The 16417-nt window shown below is 72.2% G+C and carries 17 protein-coding genes; 2 read left to right on the forward strand and 15 right to left on the reverse strand.

The window, feature by feature from the left end:
• Positions 1–15: 15 nt before the first annotated feature.
• The 14 genes from O7612_RS08050 to O7612_RS08115 all read right to left on the reverse strand — a co-directional run bounded on the left by O7612_RS08050 (position 16) and on the right by O7612_RS08115 (position 14543).
• The gene (locus O7612_RS08050; RefSeq protein ID WP_067305424.1) at positions 16–321 is read right to left on the reverse strand and encodes a helix-turn-helix domain-containing protein; all 306 of its coding nucleotides are present in this window, start codon (positions 319–321) and stop codon (positions 16–18) included.
• A complete protein-coding gene (locus O7612_RS08055; protein WP_282271862.1) occupies positions 311–691 on the reverse strand; it encodes a type II toxin-antitoxin system RelE/ParE family toxin in 381 nt (126 codons plus the stop codon). The genes O7612_RS08050 and O7612_RS08055 overlap by 11 nt, the downstream gene beginning before the upstream one ends.
• Before the next feature lie 136 nt (positions 692–827).
• A complete protein-coding gene (locus O7612_RS08060; protein WP_231932753.1) occupies positions 828–1529 on the reverse strand; it encodes a hypothetical protein in 702 nt (233 codons plus the stop codon).
• Positions 1520–2485, reverse strand: a complete 966-nt coding sequence (locus O7612_RS08065) for an NAD-dependent epimerase/dehydratase family protein (RefSeq protein ID WP_282271867.1) — start codon at positions 2483–2485, stop codon at positions 1520–1522. The genes O7612_RS08060 and O7612_RS08065 overlap by 10 nt, the downstream gene beginning before the upstream one ends.
• Positions 2482–3837, reverse strand: a complete 1356-nt coding sequence (locus O7612_RS08070) for a nucleotide sugar dehydrogenase (protein ID WP_282271869.1) — start codon at positions 3835–3837, stop codon at positions 2482–2484. Before O7612_RS08070 ends, O7612_RS08065 begins: the two co-directional genes overlap by 4 nt.
• Positions 3838–3901: 64 nt before the next feature.
• On the reverse strand, positions 3902–4798 hold the full coding sequence (locus tag O7612_RS08075; RefSeq protein WP_282271870.1) for an NAD(P)-dependent oxidoreductase: 897 nt from the start codon (positions 4796–4798) through the stop codon (positions 3902–3904).
• Positions 4795–5643 carry a nucleotidyltransferase family protein gene (locus tag O7612_RS08080; RefSeq protein ID WP_282273837.1) on the reverse strand — a complete coding sequence of 283 codons (849 nt, stop codon included), beginning with the start codon at positions 5641–5643 and terminating at the stop codon, positions 4795–4797. Before O7612_RS08080 ends, O7612_RS08075 begins: the two co-directional genes overlap by 4 nt.
• 37 nt (positions 5644–5680) lie before the next feature.
• Complete coding sequence (locus O7612_RS08085; protein ID WP_282271871.1) at positions 5681–7210, reverse strand: hypothetical protein; 1530 nt, start codon at positions 7208–7210, stop codon at positions 5681–5683.
• A complete protein-coding gene (pelF, locus tag O7612_RS08090) occupies positions 7210–9126 on the reverse strand; it encodes a GT4 family glycosyltransferase PelF (protein WP_282271872.1) in 1917 nt (638 codons plus the stop codon). The genes O7612_RS08085 and pelF overlap by 1 nt, the downstream gene beginning before the upstream one ends.
• Positions 9127–9168: 42 nt before the next feature.
• On the reverse strand, positions 9169–11301 hold the full coding sequence (locus O7612_RS08095) for a hypothetical protein (protein ID WP_282271873.1): 2133 nt from the start codon (positions 11299–11301) through the stop codon (positions 9169–9171).
• Positions 11302–11689: 388 nt separating this feature from the next.
• Positions 11690–12103, reverse strand: a complete 414-nt coding sequence (locus tag O7612_RS08100) for a hypothetical protein (protein ID WP_282271874.1) — start codon at positions 12101–12103, stop codon at positions 11690–11692.
• Positions 12104–12278: 175 nt separating this feature from the next.
• Complete coding sequence (locus O7612_RS08105; protein ID WP_282271876.1) at positions 12279–13472, reverse strand: MFS transporter; 1194 nt, start codon at positions 13470–13472, stop codon at positions 12279–12281.
• 132 nt (positions 13473–13604) lie between these two features.
• Positions 13605–14207: a DUF3515 family protein gene (locus tag O7612_RS08110; RefSeq protein ID WP_282273838.1), complete on the reverse strand. Its 603-nt coding sequence runs from the start codon at positions 14205–14207 to the stop codon at positions 13605–13607.
• Positions 14208–14309: 102 nt separating this feature from the next.
• Positions 14310–14543, reverse strand: a complete 234-nt coding sequence (locus O7612_RS08115) for an Lrp/AsnC ligand binding domain-containing protein (RefSeq protein ID WP_067305404.1) — start codon at positions 14541–14543, stop codon at positions 14310–14312.
• Positions 14544–14664: 121 nt separating this feature from the next.
• Between O7612_RS08115 and O7612_RS08120 the strand changes: the two genes are divergently transcribed.
• Positions 14665–15603, forward strand: coding sequence for a thiamine-phosphate kinase (locus O7612_RS08120; RefSeq protein ID WP_282271878.1), 939 nt, complete (start codon positions 14665–14667; stop codon positions 15601–15603).
• A gap of 23 nt (positions 15604–15626) precedes the next feature.
• Positions 15627–16088 carry a GNAT family N-acetyltransferase gene (locus O7612_RS08125; protein WP_282271880.1) on the forward strand — a complete coding sequence of 154 codons (462 nt, stop codon included), beginning with the start codon at positions 15627–15629 and terminating at the stop codon, positions 16086–16088.
• Between the two features lie 85 nt (positions 16089–16173).
• Here the strand turns inward: O7612_RS08125 and rpmB are convergent, their stop codons facing one another.
• Positions 16174–16365: a 50S ribosomal protein L28 gene (rpmB, locus tag O7612_RS08130; RefSeq protein ID WP_011905179.1), complete on the reverse strand. Its 192-nt coding sequence runs from the start codon at positions 16363–16365 to the stop codon at positions 16174–16176.
• Positions 16366–16417: the final 52 nt, after the last annotated feature.

The following is a 16417-nucleotide window of genomic DNA, read 5'->3' on the forward strand; positions in this document are numbered from 1 at the left end:
CAGTGCCGGTGGCGGCTAGCTCAGGGCGAGCCGCTCTCCGTCGAACTCCGCGACGATCTCCAGCTTGCCGCCGAGCGCGGAGACGTACCGCTCGATGGTGGATACCTCGGTAGCGGGCAGCTCGCCCTTTTCGATCGCGGCCACCCGCGGCTGCGATACGTCCATGAGGGCCGCGACCTCCTGCTGGGTCAGCCCGCGGCGCTCACGCATCTCCCTGAGCCGATAGGCGCGCACCTCGGTACGCATCTGCTCCTGGTGCGCGGCGACCCTGCTCTCGTCGAGATTCATCCGGGACCGGACATCACGCCAACTAGTTGCCATCAGGCTGCTCCTTCAACTCGCGCAGGTGTTGGGTGAATCTCCGGTCGGCTTCGAGAATGCTGGTTTCGTACCAACCCTTCCAGTTGCCGGCTTTGTCACCTGCGACCAACAGAATGGCTTCCCGCATGGGGTCGAAGGCGAAGAGAATCCGGATTTCGGTCTGCCCTGCCGAACCTGGGCGGAGCTCCTTCATGTTCTTGTAGTCGGAGCCCCTGACCCGATCCACGAGGGGGCGTCCCAGGGCAGGTCCTTCTGCGGCGAGGATGTCGATAGCGGCGGCGACCTGGTGCGCCGAGTCGGGGTCCTCCTTGCTCAGGCGGAGGAGCCAATCCTCCACCTCGTCGGTGAGGCTCACCTCCCACTCGCCCATCCTGGCACTATAGCTCACTAATAACCTCTGCGTTATAACTTCGGCGAGCGGTGGAAGCTGACTCTTCCACGGGGGCACCCGGCCGGGCGGGAGCCGGACGCGTACCCGCGTCCGGCCCCCGCCCGGGGCCGCCCTGTCAGGTGCGGGACAGGGCGCGGTCGCTGACCGAGGACTGGAGCCCGAACTGGCGGGCCCGGCGCTCGGCGAAATCGGCCAGCCCCTGACTGTCGGCGTAGTCGAGGCTGTAGAGGTCCAGCTCCAACTGGAGCAGCTGCTCGGCGATCTGGGCGTGGAACTCCAGCACGTCGGGCGGCCACGGGGCGTACCCCTGGTCGGTCCAGCGGGCCGAGAACGACTCGAAGACGATCCCGTCCACGATCTCGGCCAGCCGGGGCAGCATGCCGAACCCCCGGTTCGCCAGCAGGTACGCCGGCGCGGCCTCCTCCCGGATCGCGGCGACCAGGGTCAGCAGGTGCGGCACGTCCTCCGGGAAGGTCAGCTCGACGTTGAGCGTGTCCAGGAAGAGCCCCGCGAAGCCCTGCGCGATGGCCTGCTTCGCCTGCTCGACCACGTGCGCCACCCAGAGCGGGTGGTCGACGTGGACGAACGCGCCGCCCCAGTCCGGGTTGCGTTCCTGCCGCTGCCAGGGCGCGGGTGGCCCCTGGTCCTCCGACAACGACAGGTAGCCGAGCGTCTGCACGTCCTGCTCGGCGAGGTAGCGCAGCTCGGCCGTCCGGTAGAACGCCGGTTGCAGGACCACCCGCACGTACCTGGTGAGTTCGGGCAGCCGACCGTCACCGTAGTAGAAGCAGATGGGACGCCGGCTCGTCACGTCCACCCGTGCTCCCGGTACCAGGCGAACGTGCTGCGTACCCCCTCCTCCAGGCTGACGCCCGGCTCGTAGCCGGTCAGCTCCCGCAGCCGGGACAGGTCCGGGCAGCGCCGGGCGACCGACCCCGGCGGCGCGCTCCCGGGGGCGATGGCGGGACTCACCCCGGCCACCCGCAGGACCAGCTTGGCCAGGTCACCGATGTTGGTCTCCTCCCGGTCGTTGCCGATGTGCACGAGCTGACCGGCGGCGGCCGGGGTGGCCATCAGCCGCAGCATCGCCTCGACCGCGTCGTCGACGTGGCAGAACGCCCGGTACTGGTCGGCGCCGGGGACCGGGAACGGATCCGCCCCGCGCAGGGCGCGCAGCGACATCTCCGGGATGACGTGGTCGGCGCCCATCCGGGGGCCGTACACGTTGTGGAACCGGCCCACCACGGTCTCGAAGCCCTTGGCGCGGGCCGTGTGCAGGAAGGCGGCCTCACCGAGCAGCTTGCTGGCCGCGTACGCGAAGCGGGGGGCCGCGACGTCGGAGATCATCGCCGGCACCGTCTCGGACGTCGGCACCGGCACCACCCCGGCGGTCACGCCCCCGGCGTAGACCTCGCTGGTGGAGGCGAAGAAGACCCGCTCACCCGGGGCCACCCAGTCGAGCAGGTGCAGCGCGGAGAGGGTGTTGACCCGGATCACCCGGGCCGGGTCCTGCTCCACGTTGCGCACCCCGACGACGGCGGCGAGCAGGTAGATCTGGTCCCAGCCGGTGGGCAGGGCGGCCCAGGTGTCCGGGCTGGTCAGATCGCCGGAGACCACCCGCACCGCCGGATCGGCACGCAGCCGGTCGAGATCGGCGTCGTCCCGGCCCCGGGAGAAGTCGTCCACGATCGTCACCTGGTGCCCGTCGGCGACGAGCCGGCGGGCGAGGTGCAGGCCGATGAACCCGGCCCCGCCGAGCAGCAGCGCCCTCATGCCGACACCGCCTGGCTGGTCGACGCGCCCGCCGCGGCACCGTCGTCGCCCGGACCGGTCGGCGCGGGCGGCAGGTAACCGAGTCCGGCGTACCGCACCCCGGCGGCCATCACCGCGTCGCCGTCGAGCACCCGCCACGAGTCGTAGACGAACGCCGGGGGCGTCGCGCCGAGCACCTCCGGCACCCGCAACGCCCGGTAGTCCGGGTGGTCGTTGATGATCAGTACGGCGTCCGCCTCGGTGAACGCCTTGTCCAGGCTGACCGGCTCGCCGCCGTACTGCCGGATCACGTCGTCGCTGACCATCGGGTCGTGCCCGAGGACGGTGATCCCGGCGGCCGAGAAGAGCCGCATCATCGGCTCGATCGGGGTACCCCGCATGTCGTCGGTGGCCGGCCAGCCCTTGTAGGCCCAGCCGAGCACCGCCAGGCGGGCGCCGAGGCTGCGCCCCCGCGCCTCGATCAGCATCCGGACCACGGTCTCACCGACGTGGATCGGCAGGTACTCGTTGAGCTGCCGGGCCTTGCCGACCAGGAACGGCCGCCGGTCACCCGCGCTGTCGATCATGATGTACGGGTCCTTGGAGAGGCAGCCGCCGCCCACGTACCCGGGCTTGGCGAGATCCGGACGCGGGTAGTCGACGTTCGTCGCCCGGATCACCTCCAGCGGGTCGAGGCCGTGCCGCTCGGCGATCAGCGCGATCTCGTTGCCGAACGCGTAGATCAGGTCGGTGTGGCAGTTGTTCGACAGCTTCACCAGCTCGGCGGTCTCCAGCCCGGAGACCGGGACGACGCTGCGTACCAACCCGTTGAAGAACGCGATCCCGGCGGCGAGGCTCTCGTCGTCCAGACCGCCGATGACCTGCGGCAGCTCGACGAGTTCCCGCAGCGCCTGGCCCTGGATGGTGCGCTCCGGGGCCATCACCAGCTTCACCCGCTCGCCCCAGGCGGCCTGGAGTTCCGGCAGCACCACCCGACGGCTGGTGCCGACCGGCACCGTGCTGCGCACCACCACCAGGGTGTCCGGGCGGCAACTCGCGGCCACCACCCGGGCGGCGGCGGCCAGGTTCGCCAGGTTGGGCCGGTGGGTCATGTTGTCCACCGGCGTCGACACGCTGATCACCGCCACGTCGACGGTGTCCTTGGGCAGGTCGGCGGCGACGTGGATGCTCGTGCCGAGGTGGGCGGCGAAGACGTCCTCGATGCCGGGCTCGAAGATGTGCGGGCGGCCGTGGGAGAGCGCGTCCAGCACCGCCGGCGACACGTCCGCGCCGTACACCGTGAAGCCCTTGTCGGCGAGGGCGGCGGTGAGGGTGAGCCCCACGTAGCCCAGGCCCACGACTCCGATCTTCATACTCATCTTCTCCGGTGTCCTCTCGTGTTGCGGGTGTGTCGTGATGGGAAGTGGGCCGCCCGGCTCACCGTGCGTCGCCGGCGGCCCAGATGTCCTTGATCGACGTCGCCAGGTCGCGCACCGGCGACCAGCCCAGCTCGTCGCGGGCCCGGCCGATGTCGGCCTGGATCCAGTCGACCGCCTGCGAGCGCTGCGGCCCGACGCCGACCTCGTGGATCGCGCCGTCGTAGCCCGCCGCGTCGGCCAGCAGCGCGACCGCCTGGCGGGCGGTGACCGCCCGGCCGCTGCCCGCGTTGAGGACCCGGTGCCGCAGGGTGGACGCCAGCGTCGCCGCCGCGATCAGCGCGGCGAGGTCCCGCACGTCGACGAAATCCCGGTACGCCGACAGCGGACCCAGGGTGATCTCGCCGGCCCCCTCGGCCAGCGCGGCCCGGATCCGGGCCGCCGCCCGACCGAGCAGGTTCTCCTGCGACATGCCGGGGCCGATCGGGTTGAAGACCCGCAGCGACACGGCGTCGACCTGCCCGGCCTCCCCGGCGAGCTGGAACAGCCTGGTCCCGGCCAGGTGACTCACGCCGTACGCGCTGACCGGCCGGGCCGGCAGCTCCTCGGTGACCGGCACGCGCTGCGGCAGCGGCCCGTACTCGCCGGCCGAGCCGAGCCGGACCAGCCGGGCCTGCGGCGCCGCCTCGGCGGTCGCCTCCAGCAGTTTCGCCGCGACCAGCGTGTTGGCGGTGACGAGTTCCCCGGCGGAACCGGTCAGCGCGCCCACGCAACTGACCACCGCGTCCGGGGCTACCTCGCGCAGCAGCGCCGCGAGCCCCGCCACGTCACCGCCGAGCAGGTCGTAGGTCGCCCGGCCCGGACACACCACCTCGGTCACCCGGGGATCCGCCGCCAGGGCGTCGCGGGCGTGCCCGCCGATGAACCCGGACGCCCCGAACAGCAGGACCCGCGTCACGTCAGCTCCCCGGCCCGCACGACACCCGACAGGTCCGGGACGACCAGCGGCCCGTCACCGGCCGCCACCGGCTCGCCGACGGCCAGCACCGGCTCGCCGACGGACGCCACCGGCTCGCCGACGGCCACCTCCACCGGCCGTGGGCGGTTCGGCAACAGGATCGGCTTGAGCTGGGGGAACGAGCGGTTCGCCTCGTCGTAGTCCTCCGGCCGGCCGATGTCCAGCCAGAAACCGTCGAACGGGTACGTCCGGGGCGGGTCGCCGCCCGCCAGCAGATCCAGCACCAACTGGTCGAAGCCGAGGGCCAGCCCGGCCTGGTAGGGGTCGAGCGTCCGGCGGGACATCCCGTAGACGCCCATGCTCACCGGGTAGCGCAGCGCCGGCTTCTCCCGGAACCCGACGACCCGCCCGGCGTCCACGTCGAGCACGCCGAAGTCGATCCGGTGCACCCGCTCGGAGGTCGCCAGGGTCAGCCCGGCCCCGGAGAGCTGGTGGTCGCGCAGCAGGTCGCCGTAGTCGAGGTCGGTGAGGATGTCGCCGTTCATCACCAGGAACTCGTCGGGCAGCCGGTCCTTCAGGGCGAACAACGGGCCGACCGTCGACAGCGGCCGGTCCTCCTCGATGTAGTCGATGGCCAGCCCCCACCGGTTGCCGTCCCCGACGAACGCCCTGATCAGCGGGCCGAGATGGTTGATCGCCAGGGTCACCGAGGTGAACCCGCACGAGGCGAGCTGGTCGAGCACGATCTGCAGGATCGAATGACTGTCCCCGATCGGCATCAGGGGCTTCGGCAGCGTCGTGGTGTACGGCTTCAGCCGCACCCCCTTGCCGCCGGCAAGAATCACCGCGTGCAACCGGACCTCCCCATAGGTCTCGAGTGGACTATCGGTAGTGCCGAACCTGCCCGATCACCGGAACGAGACCGAGCGCGAACAACACCTGGAGCAGCAGCACGCCGCCCAGGTACAGCGAGGTGTCGGCGACCGGGTCGTCGCCCTGCCCGAACAGCGGAGCCACGCCGAGCAGCGCGCCGAGACCGACGTGCAGCACGACCACGACCGCCATGGACAGGCACAACCAGCCGTACCGGCCCCGACCGACCAGCAGGAACGCCAGGTAGTACGCCCCGGCGAGGCCCACGTGCGCGGCGGTCATCACGACCCCGGCCGTCGAGAGCTGGCCCAGGCGGGCGAGCACGACGACCAGCACCAGCCCGAGCACCGCCGGCACCGCCAGACAGGCGGCGACCTCCCGGCCGATGGTGCGCCAGATCCCGGCGACGAAGCCGCGCGGAACCCGGGCCCGCCGGGACAGCGCGACCCCGCTCGCCCAGAACCGGCCGGTCCGCCACTCGACGAACCCCATGGACAGGATCAGCGGCACCGCCGCCGCCGCGATGTCCAGCCGGCCCAGCAGGTAGGGCGCCTGCGCGTGGAAGAGCAGCACCGCCGAGCAGAGCCCGTAGCCGGCGACGCCGAGCAGCCGGGGCGCGGACGGCCACAGCGGTTCCCGGGACGCCCGCTCGTCGGTCCGGACGGCCTCCCGGGTGGCCCAGAGTCCGGCGGCGAGGCTGGCCAGCACGCCGAGGACCGCCCCGCCGACCGCCCAGAGCCGGGCCGTCGCGCCCCCGTCGAGCAGGAAGACCGCGCCGGACAGCACCGCCGGGAGCATCGCCGCCGCCAGCCACCACTCCCGACGGTGGAACAGCAACAGCGTGCTCGCCAACTGGTAGGTCAGTTGGAAGACCATCATCACGGCGAGCGGCAGGCCGCCGTACGGCAGCAGCACGGCGCCGGCCACCGCGCCGAGCAGGGGCGCGGTCAGCGCGGCGATCCGCAGCAGCCGGCTGGCCGACCGGACCCGACCCAGGCCGAGCAGGCGGAACGCCGCGTGGGCGGCCACCCCCGACCAGATCCACCCCACCGTGCCGGCCAGGATCATGCCGAGCACCAGGCCCGGTCGACCCACGACCGCCAGCACCGCCGGGAACGCGGCGCTCGGCAGCACGTACAGCAGGCCGTGCGAGATCGTCCGCAGGTCACCCCGGCGGTCGGTGGCGGGCCGTGACACGGTGGCGGCCCGGTCGTCGGCCGCCGGGGCCGGCCCCAGCCGCCGGAACACCTCCGAGGCGAGGACGAAGACGTCGCGGTAGCCGTACTCCACCTGGGCACCCCGGTCGGTGTGCCCGTCGGCCTCCAGGGCGGCGGCGACCTGGAGCGCGTCCACCGCGCGGGCGAGCTGGGGACGGACCCGTTCGACCAGGTCGTCGACCGGGTCGGTGGAGATCCGGGGCAGCAGGATGGTGCGTTCGGGTCCGTCCGGCCGGTCGGTGTCGGCTCCCGCGTCGGTGGTGATGGTGGCGACGGGGCGGAACAACGGATCGGTGACGTCCGGGTCGTGGGCGTCGGTCATCAGCGACCACCGGTGGTGCGCATCATGATGGTCGGCTCGTCGTCCGGGTCCGGGCCGGGGGCGGGCGGCAGGTCGGGGCCGGACGAGTTCGGGTCGTGACGGGACCGGTACGCGGCGGACGAGTACTGTTCCGGCCCCCGTTGCCGGGGCACCCGGGCGGTGACCGGGGCGGCCCCCGGCCAGACGGCGGGTGCCGCCTCCGCGCGGGCGGCGGGTGCCATCTCCGGTCGGGTGGCGGGTGCCATCTCCGGCCGGGCGGTGGCCGGGGTGGCCTGGGACCGGGCGGGGGTGGCCTCGGACCGGGCGGCGGGTGCCACCTCCGGCCGGGCGGGGACAGGGGTCGCCACCGGCCGGGCGGTGACCGCCGCCACCCCGGGCCGGGTCGTCCGGTTCGGCACCCGGACCCACCCCTGGGCCTGACCACGCAGGTGCTTCGGAGCGGGGGACGCCGTGCGGGGCTCGGCGAGCCGCTCGTAGATGTCGCGGTACGCCTGCAACGAGCGTTGCAGGGTGAACTTCTCCAACACCCGGGCGCGGGCGTCCGCCCCGAGCCGGAGCCGCATCTCCCGGTCCTTCAGCATGCGTACGCAGGCGTCGGCGATCGCGGTGACGTCACGCGGCGCGACCACGAACCCGGTGTCGCCGACCGCCTCGGCGACCCCGCCCACGTTGGTGCACACGGTGGGCCGCCCGCACGCCATCGCCTCCACCACCGTGTAGGGGAAGCCCTCGGAGATGCTGGTCAGCGCCACCAGACTGCCCGCGTGATAGGCCTCGACGGCGTTGCCGACCCGCCCCTCCAGGACCGCGTGCCCGGTCAGCCCGAGTTCGTCGATCAGCGCCTCGCAGCTCTCGTGGTAGACCTTGTTGGCGGCCGGCGTGCCGCCGAAGATGCGTAGCCGGGCCTCGGGGATCTCCGTCCGGACCAGCGCGAACGCCCGGATCAGCGTGTGCAGGTCCTTGAGCGGGTCGATCCGGCCCATGAACGAGATGGTCGGCACGTCCGGCTCACCGGCGGCGGGCGGGAACTCGTCCGGGTCGACGCCGTTGTACATCGTCCACATCCGGTCGGGGTCCGCGCCGTTGTGCAACTGCCAGCGTCGGTTGTACTGCGAGTGCGGGGCGAGCGCGCCGGTGATCAGGTAGGCCGCGCCGGCCAGCGAGCGGAAGAAGCTCAGCACCAGCACTCGGACCGGGTGCGGCGCGTCGTCGTGCAGGTAGGAGATGTAGCGTTCGCGCAGGTAGATGCCGTGTTCGGAGAGCACCAGCGGGGTGCCGTACGTCCAGGTGGCGGCCATCCCGACGAGGGTGGCGAGGCCGTTCATCGACGAGTGCACGATGTCGGCGCGTACCGGTGGCGCGCTCAACGGCCGGAGCATGTGCGAGATGAGCCAGGCCGCCTCCAGCGCGTCGGCGACGGTGGGCGCGGGACCGGTCTCCTCGACGCGCAGGGTGTGCCAGGCCTCCAGCATCATCCGTAGCGCCTCGTTGGAGAGCAGGGCCGCGCTCAGGTCGCCGCCGCCGGCCGCGTACTCGAACATGCCGCGCAGCGCGAGCAGGAAGGTGCTGCGGTTGACCGCGCCGGCCTGGGAGCGGGTCGACTCCAGGGGGGTGACCAGCGCCCGCAGGAACACCTCGTAGGACTCGACGAACTCCGCCCCAGGCCGACCGGACGGGACCAGCACGCCCCGGCCCCGCCGGGGGCGGCCGGTTGCCCGGCCGCCCCACAACGGGATCGAGTGCACGCGGTCGAGGTTCGCCGGTCGGTCGAACACCGGCTCCTCGGTGCCGTCCACGGTGAGCGCCACGACCTCCCACCGGTAGTCCGGCATTCCTCGGATGAGCTGTTCGCACCAGATGCTCACCCCACCCATCGCGTACGGGTAGGTGCCCTCCGAGACCAGCGCGATCCGCACCGGTTCCCCCCGTTCCTCTGTGCTTGTCTGAGCCGTCCCGCGCTACACGCGGGGAGCGGCGGTGAACGTCACGGCGGTGTTGGCCGCCAGCGTCACCGGGACGGTGACGTCGGTGCCGTAGGTGCCGGCGCCGGTGGTGGACGCGGCCACGCCACCGAGTTGCAGCGAGCCGGCGGCCGGCGAGGTCACCGTGATCTCCCCGGTGGTCCGGTCGTAGACCGCCGACGCCCCGGCGCTCAGCGCCGCGAAGTGGGCCGTCCGGGTCCTGGTGTAGGCGGCGATGTCGGTCCACGCCGAGTTCAGCAGCGGCACCGCGTAGAACGACTCGTACTTGGTCAGCACGGCGTCGACCCAGTCGGTGAGCAGGGTGTCGCCCGAGCCGTAGTCACGCACGTTGGCGATGTGGAACGTGTGCGAGTAGATCGAGCCGGACGACACGTGCTGCAGGCCCACGGTGGACTCGTAGTCGAGGACCTGGGCGTAGGTGCGGTCGGTCGGCCAGTACGGGAAGGCGCCGTTCGGGCCGTAGAAGGAGTTGTAGAAGTGCGCCTCCTCCGCCTGGTTGGTGGTGTGGTAGGCGATGTTGGTCGGCCAGCACGGCACCACCGCGATGCTCGGGTCCAGCGGGTGCGCGGTCGAGCCGTTGAAGTTCGCCGGCACGTGACTGGCGAACGACATGTTGCCGGCCACCGTGGTGATGCCGAGATCCGCCGCCGCCTCGATCAGGTCCGGGTTGGACGCGGCGAGGCCGTGGTCGGTGAGCACACCGCTGGAGTTGTTGTAGACACCGAGACCGGAGTACTCGGGGGTCTTCAGCACGGTGGCCGGCGGGTTCAGCCCGATGGCGTTGCCCGCGGTCTGGTTCTCGGAGATCTCTTCGTGGTTGGTGGCGTAGTCCGTGGTGTTCAGCGCGGGGTGGCTGAACGTGTGGTTGATCCACCGGAAGTTGTCCTTCAGGCACTTCGTGGTGGCGGTGAGGGTGTTGGCGTCGCCGTTCGGGCTGCACGCGCTGCCGGCGAACGGGTCGATCTGCGCGCCGTTGTAGGGGATGTTGAAGGTGAAGCCCGAGGCCAGCGGGTGCGCGGTGCGCAGCGCGGTCTGCTTGGCGTCGAGGTTGACCGCGTCGTGCCCGGTGACCCGGACGACGGGGCCGTAGTCGACGGTGCCGTCGGCCATGTAGTGGGCCGAGGCGGCGAACCAGTCGTCGATGTCGACGTTGAGGTGGTGCTTCTGCTCACCGAGGAACAGGCCCTTGGTCGCCCACCGGACCAGGCCGTAGACCAGCAGGTCGGCGTGGAGGAGGTACTGGTTCGCGGTGAAGGTCAGCGCGATCCGCTCCCGGCCGTCGGTCGAGGTGGTGCTCACGGCCAGCACGTCGGAGCCGTTGGTCATCAGGGCCTGGGCGTTGCAGCCGGCCCGGATCGAGGTGCGGTAGACGTACGACTGGGTGATCGGGATCTGGGCGGTGCTCTTGAGGTAGTCGAAGACCGCCGCGCCGCTGCTGGTCAGCGAGACGGGCAGCGGCGTCTCGCCGACCGCGCCCTCCCCGGCGGAGTTGAGGCAGTAGTCCTCCGGCCAGGTGCCGTAGCTGGTGTAGAGGGCGACCTGACGCACCGCGAAGTTGCGCTCGTAGGACCAGAGGGTGTTCCACTCGGTGCTGGTCAGGCCGCTGAGGTAGTTCCCGCCCGACTCGTAGAGCTGCATGCTGTTGGTGAGCAGGACCGCGTTGTACTTGCCCACCCCGTTGCCGTCGACCAGCGTGCTCGGCGAGAGCGTCTGCGTCGTGGTGTACAGGATGTCGTAGCTGGCACCGACCCGGTTGAGGGTGGTGGTGAGCGTGGCCACGCCGAAGTCCGTCGGGTCGGTGGCCAGGATCAGCGACCTCAGCGCGACCTTGTCGTTGATCGCCTGGGTGCCGACGCCGCCGCTGCGCGCGGCCGACCGGGACGGGGCGACCTTGACGGTGCCGGACCGGGTGGGCAGCGGGCCGGGCCGGGCCTCCTTCTTGCTCGCGACCTGACCGAGACCGGGTGCGCTCGGCGGCTGGGCCGCCGCGCTCGGCGCGGCCGGCTGGGCGAGGCCCGGAGTCTGGGTGCCGAGCAGGACCGTGAGTGCGGTCAGCCCGGCGAGGGCGAGTCGTTTCGCGCGCGGACGCGCAGGTCCGGTGTGGACCATGTGGGTGACCTCCGATGAGGAGACGAACAATGCCGCGATCCTGTATGGACTGCGGGGTTGCCATCGAAGGCTAGCAATTACGCGTCCGGATTCCGCGCTAGATCCTGTCGCATGTGGAGCATTGACGCAAGCGTGATCGGATGTTAGCGCCGTACCTGCGAAGGTGACTTCCGGTAACGTGTTTTCCGGCGACCGTGAAGGCGAGTCATGTGGTGCCGGGTGTGCTGACGTGCTCTTTCCCCGGGGTGCTGAAACACGGCATTCACGTTCGCTTCACAGCGACGTAGCCGGCGGCGTCCAGAATGTGGTCGTCGGGTGGGGGTGAACGTCCGATCGGGTCGGCCATTCGCTCGGGCTGCGGCAATTGACGAGCGACAAGTGTGGCCGATCAGTCCATGCTGGCCCACCGATCAGCCGATCGCGGACCCGTCCCTTTGGCCGGCGTGATGGGTTTTGGTTGCTTTGGGAAGCCCATGCAGCGGATCTCCAGGTGTTTTCCCAGGTGAAAGCCATATTGATTGTGGTGACTGGCGCTCCTGCCTGTCTTTTGTCGGGCAAATCGCATGATCGACCGCAGATCGTGGGGAATGTCGAATTTCTTCGACAGTTCATCCGGCGGACCTGTTCGTGAATGACGAATGTCGCGGCGGTGGCCGGGGGAGTCGACCGGTGCCACCGTGCTCCGTTCCCGGTGCCGTGACTTGCCGATTTCCGTCCACCGGAAGGGCTTCGCTGATTCGCCAATCAGGATTTCGGCCGGGTCGTTCCGGGTGCGCCCGATCGCTGCCGATGGAACTTCCACGGGACGCAAATGCAGAAGTGGGGGTGCGCGGCGGTCAACCGTCGGCGGGACCGGACAGGGAACAGCGGACGCCGAACAGCCCGAACCACCCCCGGATCGGCGGGCCACGGGTCGACGGAAGGGGTCGAGCGCCACCCGACCGTGCGCATTTCCCGGCCGCTTTCCGCCGCGCGGGTCACCATCGCCGCCGGTCGGGCGTCGTCGCCAGCAGGAGCGTCGACCCGGCCGCGAAGACCGCCGCGCCGAGGAGGACCAGCCCCGGTGCCGCGTACGTCAGCGACCAGGCGAACACCGCCCCGGCCGCGACGGGCACCACCGTCTCGGCGGCGGCCCCGATCCCGGTCAACGCCCCCTGCACGGTGCCCTGCTCGTCGGGCCGGACCAGCCGGGAGAGCCACGCCTGCGCGGCGGCACCACCCACCGAGCCGAGCACGCCGGCCGCCTGAAGCAGGTAGAGCAGCCAGGGCGTGCTCACGAACGCCGTACCCGCCAGCGCGGCGACGCCGAACAGGCCACCGACCACCGCGGCCCGCCTGTCCCCGAGCCGGCGCACGATCGGCCCGACCGCCCCGGCCTGGAACAGTGCCCCGGCGAGCGCCCCCGCCGCGAGCACGACGCCGACCCGCGCAGTGCCCCAGGCGAACTGGTGCGTGAGGAAGAACGTCCAGGTGGACTGGTGGGTCATCCGGGCGACATCGGCGCAGCACCGGGCGTACGCGAGGCGTCCGAGCACCGGCCGACGCAGGACGACGAGGATGGCGCCCACCGGGTTCGCCGTCCGCAGGGTCAGCGGGGTCCTCCGGTCACCGGGCCGCGACTCGGGCAGCACGAACCATCCGTATCCGACGTTGGCGAAGGACAGCGCCGCCGCGGCGAGGAACGGCAGTCGCACGTCGACGGTGCCGAGCAGGCCGCCGACGGTCGGGCCGGCGACGAAGCCGAGCCCGAACGCGGCACCGACCAGGCCGTACGCGTGGGCCCGTGCCTCGGGTGCGGTGACGTCCGCGAGATACGCGTTGACCACGGTGCCGGTGCCGGCGCACGCACCGGCGAGGGCGTGGGACAGCAGCAGCGTCCACGGGTCGGGCGAGACCGCGTGCACCAACCAGTCGACGCCGAGACAGCCCAGCGAGACGAGCAGGACCGGCCGCCGGCCGTACCGGTCGGAGAGCCGCCCGAGCAGCGGCGAGACGACGAACTGCAACAGGCCGTAGGTCGAGCCGAGCAGGCCGGACCAGCGGACAGCGGCGGCGGCGTCCTCGGTGACGGCGGTCAGCAGGGCCGGCACGATCGGCACGATCAGGCCGAGCCCGAGCATGTCCAGGAAGACGGTGACGAGGAGGAACGGGAGAGCGGGCGTCCGGCGCACGGGGGCTCCTGGGGGCGAGGGGGCGGGCCCCCTCGCCACCCACGGTCAGCCGCAGGTACGGAGGATCAGATTATCGGTGCGGTCAAACGGTTTTCGCCGTCCACGGCCGGACCGGAGTGCGGTGGGACGACCTCAGTCGCGGCAGCCGGCCGGGCTGTCGCCGCCGGACGGCACGGAGGCGACCACCACGTCGGAGATGGGGCTGAGCCACTGCAACGGCCCCTCGTACGCCCGGGGCACCGTCACCGTGACCGCGGTCTCCCGGTCGAGGGTGGTGAGCACCGTGGCGTCCGGCCGTTCGGCGGCGTACCAGCACACCCGGTTGACGGTCCAGACGTCGGCGGTGGGCTCGATGGTCGGCTCGGGACCGCCGCAGGCCACCGTCAACGCCGGGTCGCCGTACGCGGCGTTCTGCTCGGCACCGGCGGTCACCGGACGCTGGGCCAGTTCCCGGACGGTGGCCGGCAACTGCGACACCAGGGCACGGCACACCACACCGGGCCGCCCGGCCAGCACCGGGGCGGCCATCTCGACCGGAGCGCCGGACTGGGGGCGCAGGCTCGTCGGCGACGGGCTCGGTGCGGCGGCCGGTGGCTCCGGGGACAGCCGCGCGACGGTGAAGCCCGCCACGGCCACCGTCACCGGGACGGCGACCAGGGTGGCGAGCACCGCGGCCCGCCGGGTCGACCGGTCCCAGCCGGCCCGCCGGCCGTCGGCGGCCGACCCGTCGGGCAGCCGTCCGGGTGCCCGGTCGGCGGTCGTGGGTGCCCCGGTCGCCCGGTCGGCGGCGGGCGCGGCGTCGGTCGGATTCTGCGGGGAGGAGGTCTTCTCGTCCACTTACAGGCGCACCACCGAACACGTGAGGGTGCGGGTGATGCCGGGCACCATCTGCACGTTGCTGACGATCAGTTTGCCCAGTTCGTCGACCGTGTTCGCCTCGGTGAGGACGACCACGTCGTACGGCCCGGTGACGGCGTCGACGCGTACCACGCCGGTAAGGTCCGCGATCAGACCGGCCACGTCCCGCGCCCGGCCCACCTCGGTCTGGATGAGGATGTACGCCTGTACCACGACTCGACCTCCGTCCGTCGCCGCCGGGGGCGGCCCGAAGGGTGAAAATACCCTACGGAGCAGGCGTGATCCCTATCGGTGGTCACGGACAAGCAGCTAGCGAGGGTGTCGGAAGGAAGACATGGGTGTCGCGGACGTCGGCGAGTTCGGCCTCATCGACCGGGTCACCGCCCGGCTGACGTACGGATCGTCGTGCCTGCTCGGGCCGGGTGACGACGCCGCCGTGGTGGCCACCCCCGACCGGCGGGTGGTCGCCTCCACCGACGTGCTGGTCGAGGGGCGGCACTTCCGGCGGGACTGGTCGAGCGCCCGGGACGTCGGACACCGGGCGGCGGCGGCCAACCTCGCCGACATCGCCGCGATGGGCGCCACCCCCACCGCCCTGCTGGTGGCCCTCTGCGCCCCCACCGACCTGGACACCGCCTGGGCGGAGGAGCTGGCCGACGGGCTGGCCGCCGAGGCGGCGCTGGTCGACGCGGGGGTGGTCGGCGGGGACATGTCGGCCAGCCCGACCCTGACCGTGGCGGTGACCGCCCTCGGTGACCTGGGCGGCCGGGCGCCGGTGGTCCGCTCCGGGGCGCGACCGGGCGACGTGGTGGCGCTCGCCGGCCGGACCGGGTGGGCCGCCGCCGGGCTGACCGTGCTCTCCCGGGGCTTCCGGACCCCGCGCCTGCTGGTCGAGGCGTACCGGCGGCCGGAGGTGCCCTACCCGGCCGGACCGGAGGCCGCCCGGCTCGGGGCGACCGCCATGATCGACGTCTCGGACGGGTTGCTGGCCGATCTGGGGCACCTGGCCGGGGCCAGCGGCGTCGGCGTCGACCTGCGTCGGGACGCCTTCGAGGTGCCCCGCCAACTCGCCGACGCCGCGCGGGCGCTCGGCGTCGACCCGTACACCTGGATCCTGACCGGTGGCGACGACCATGCCCTGGTCGCCACCTTCCCCCCGGCGGTGGCCCTGCCCCCGTCGTGGCGGGCGGTGGGCCGGGTGGCCGAGGGCGCGGGGGTGACCGTCGACGGTGACGCGCACGACGGACCGGCCGGCTGGGACCACTTCCGGTAAGGGGCGGTCGTACCCTTCACCCCGTGAGTGAGATCGAGATCAGTCCGGCCGGCTTCGACTCGCCGGTGGCGCAGACGCTGATCCGGGCGACCATGGCCGACCTGAGCGCCCGGTACGGCGGCACCGGCGACGAGACCCCCGTCGAGGCGGCCGAGTTCGCACCGCCGGACGGCGACTTCCTCGTCGCCCGCCTCGACGGCGAGCCGGTCGGCTGCGCGGGGTGGCGCAGCCACGGCGAGGACAGCGCCGAGCTGAAACGGATGTACACCGCGCCGGGTGTCCGGGGACGCGGGGTGGCCCGCGCGGTGCTGACCGCCGTCGAGGAGTCGGCCCGCCGGCACGGACGCAAGCGGCTCATCCTGGAGTGCGGTGACCGGCAGCCCGAGGCGATCGCCCTGTACACCTCGGCCGGGTACGAGCGGATCCCCAACTTCGGCTACTACGCCGACGCACCCGGCTGCCTGTCGTTCGGCCGGGTGCTCTGACCGCCGCCGGGCACACGACAGTACCGGCGGGCCGTGATGGCCCGCCGGTACCGGTCGGAGCTGAAGCGGCGGCGGTGCTACCGGGTCAGGCGCGGGTGACCTTGCCGGCCTTGATGCACGAGGTGCAGACCTTGAGCTTCTTGGTGTTGCCGCCACCGGCCGGGGTACGCACCGACTGGATGTTCGGGTTCCAGCGGCGGTTGGTCCGCCGGTGCGAGTGGGACACGTTGTGGCCGAAGCCCGGCCCCTTGCCACAGACGTCGCACACGCTAGCCACGGGATACTCCTGAGATTGATACGTTCATGAGGTCGCCGGCAGGCGCTGCCCG

The sequence above is a fragment of the Micromonospora sp. WMMD987 genome, from assembly GCF_029581435.1.
GTDB classification, from domain to species: Bacteria; Actinomycetota; Actinomycetes; order Mycobacteriales; family Micromonosporaceae; genus Micromonospora; species Micromonospora rifamycinica.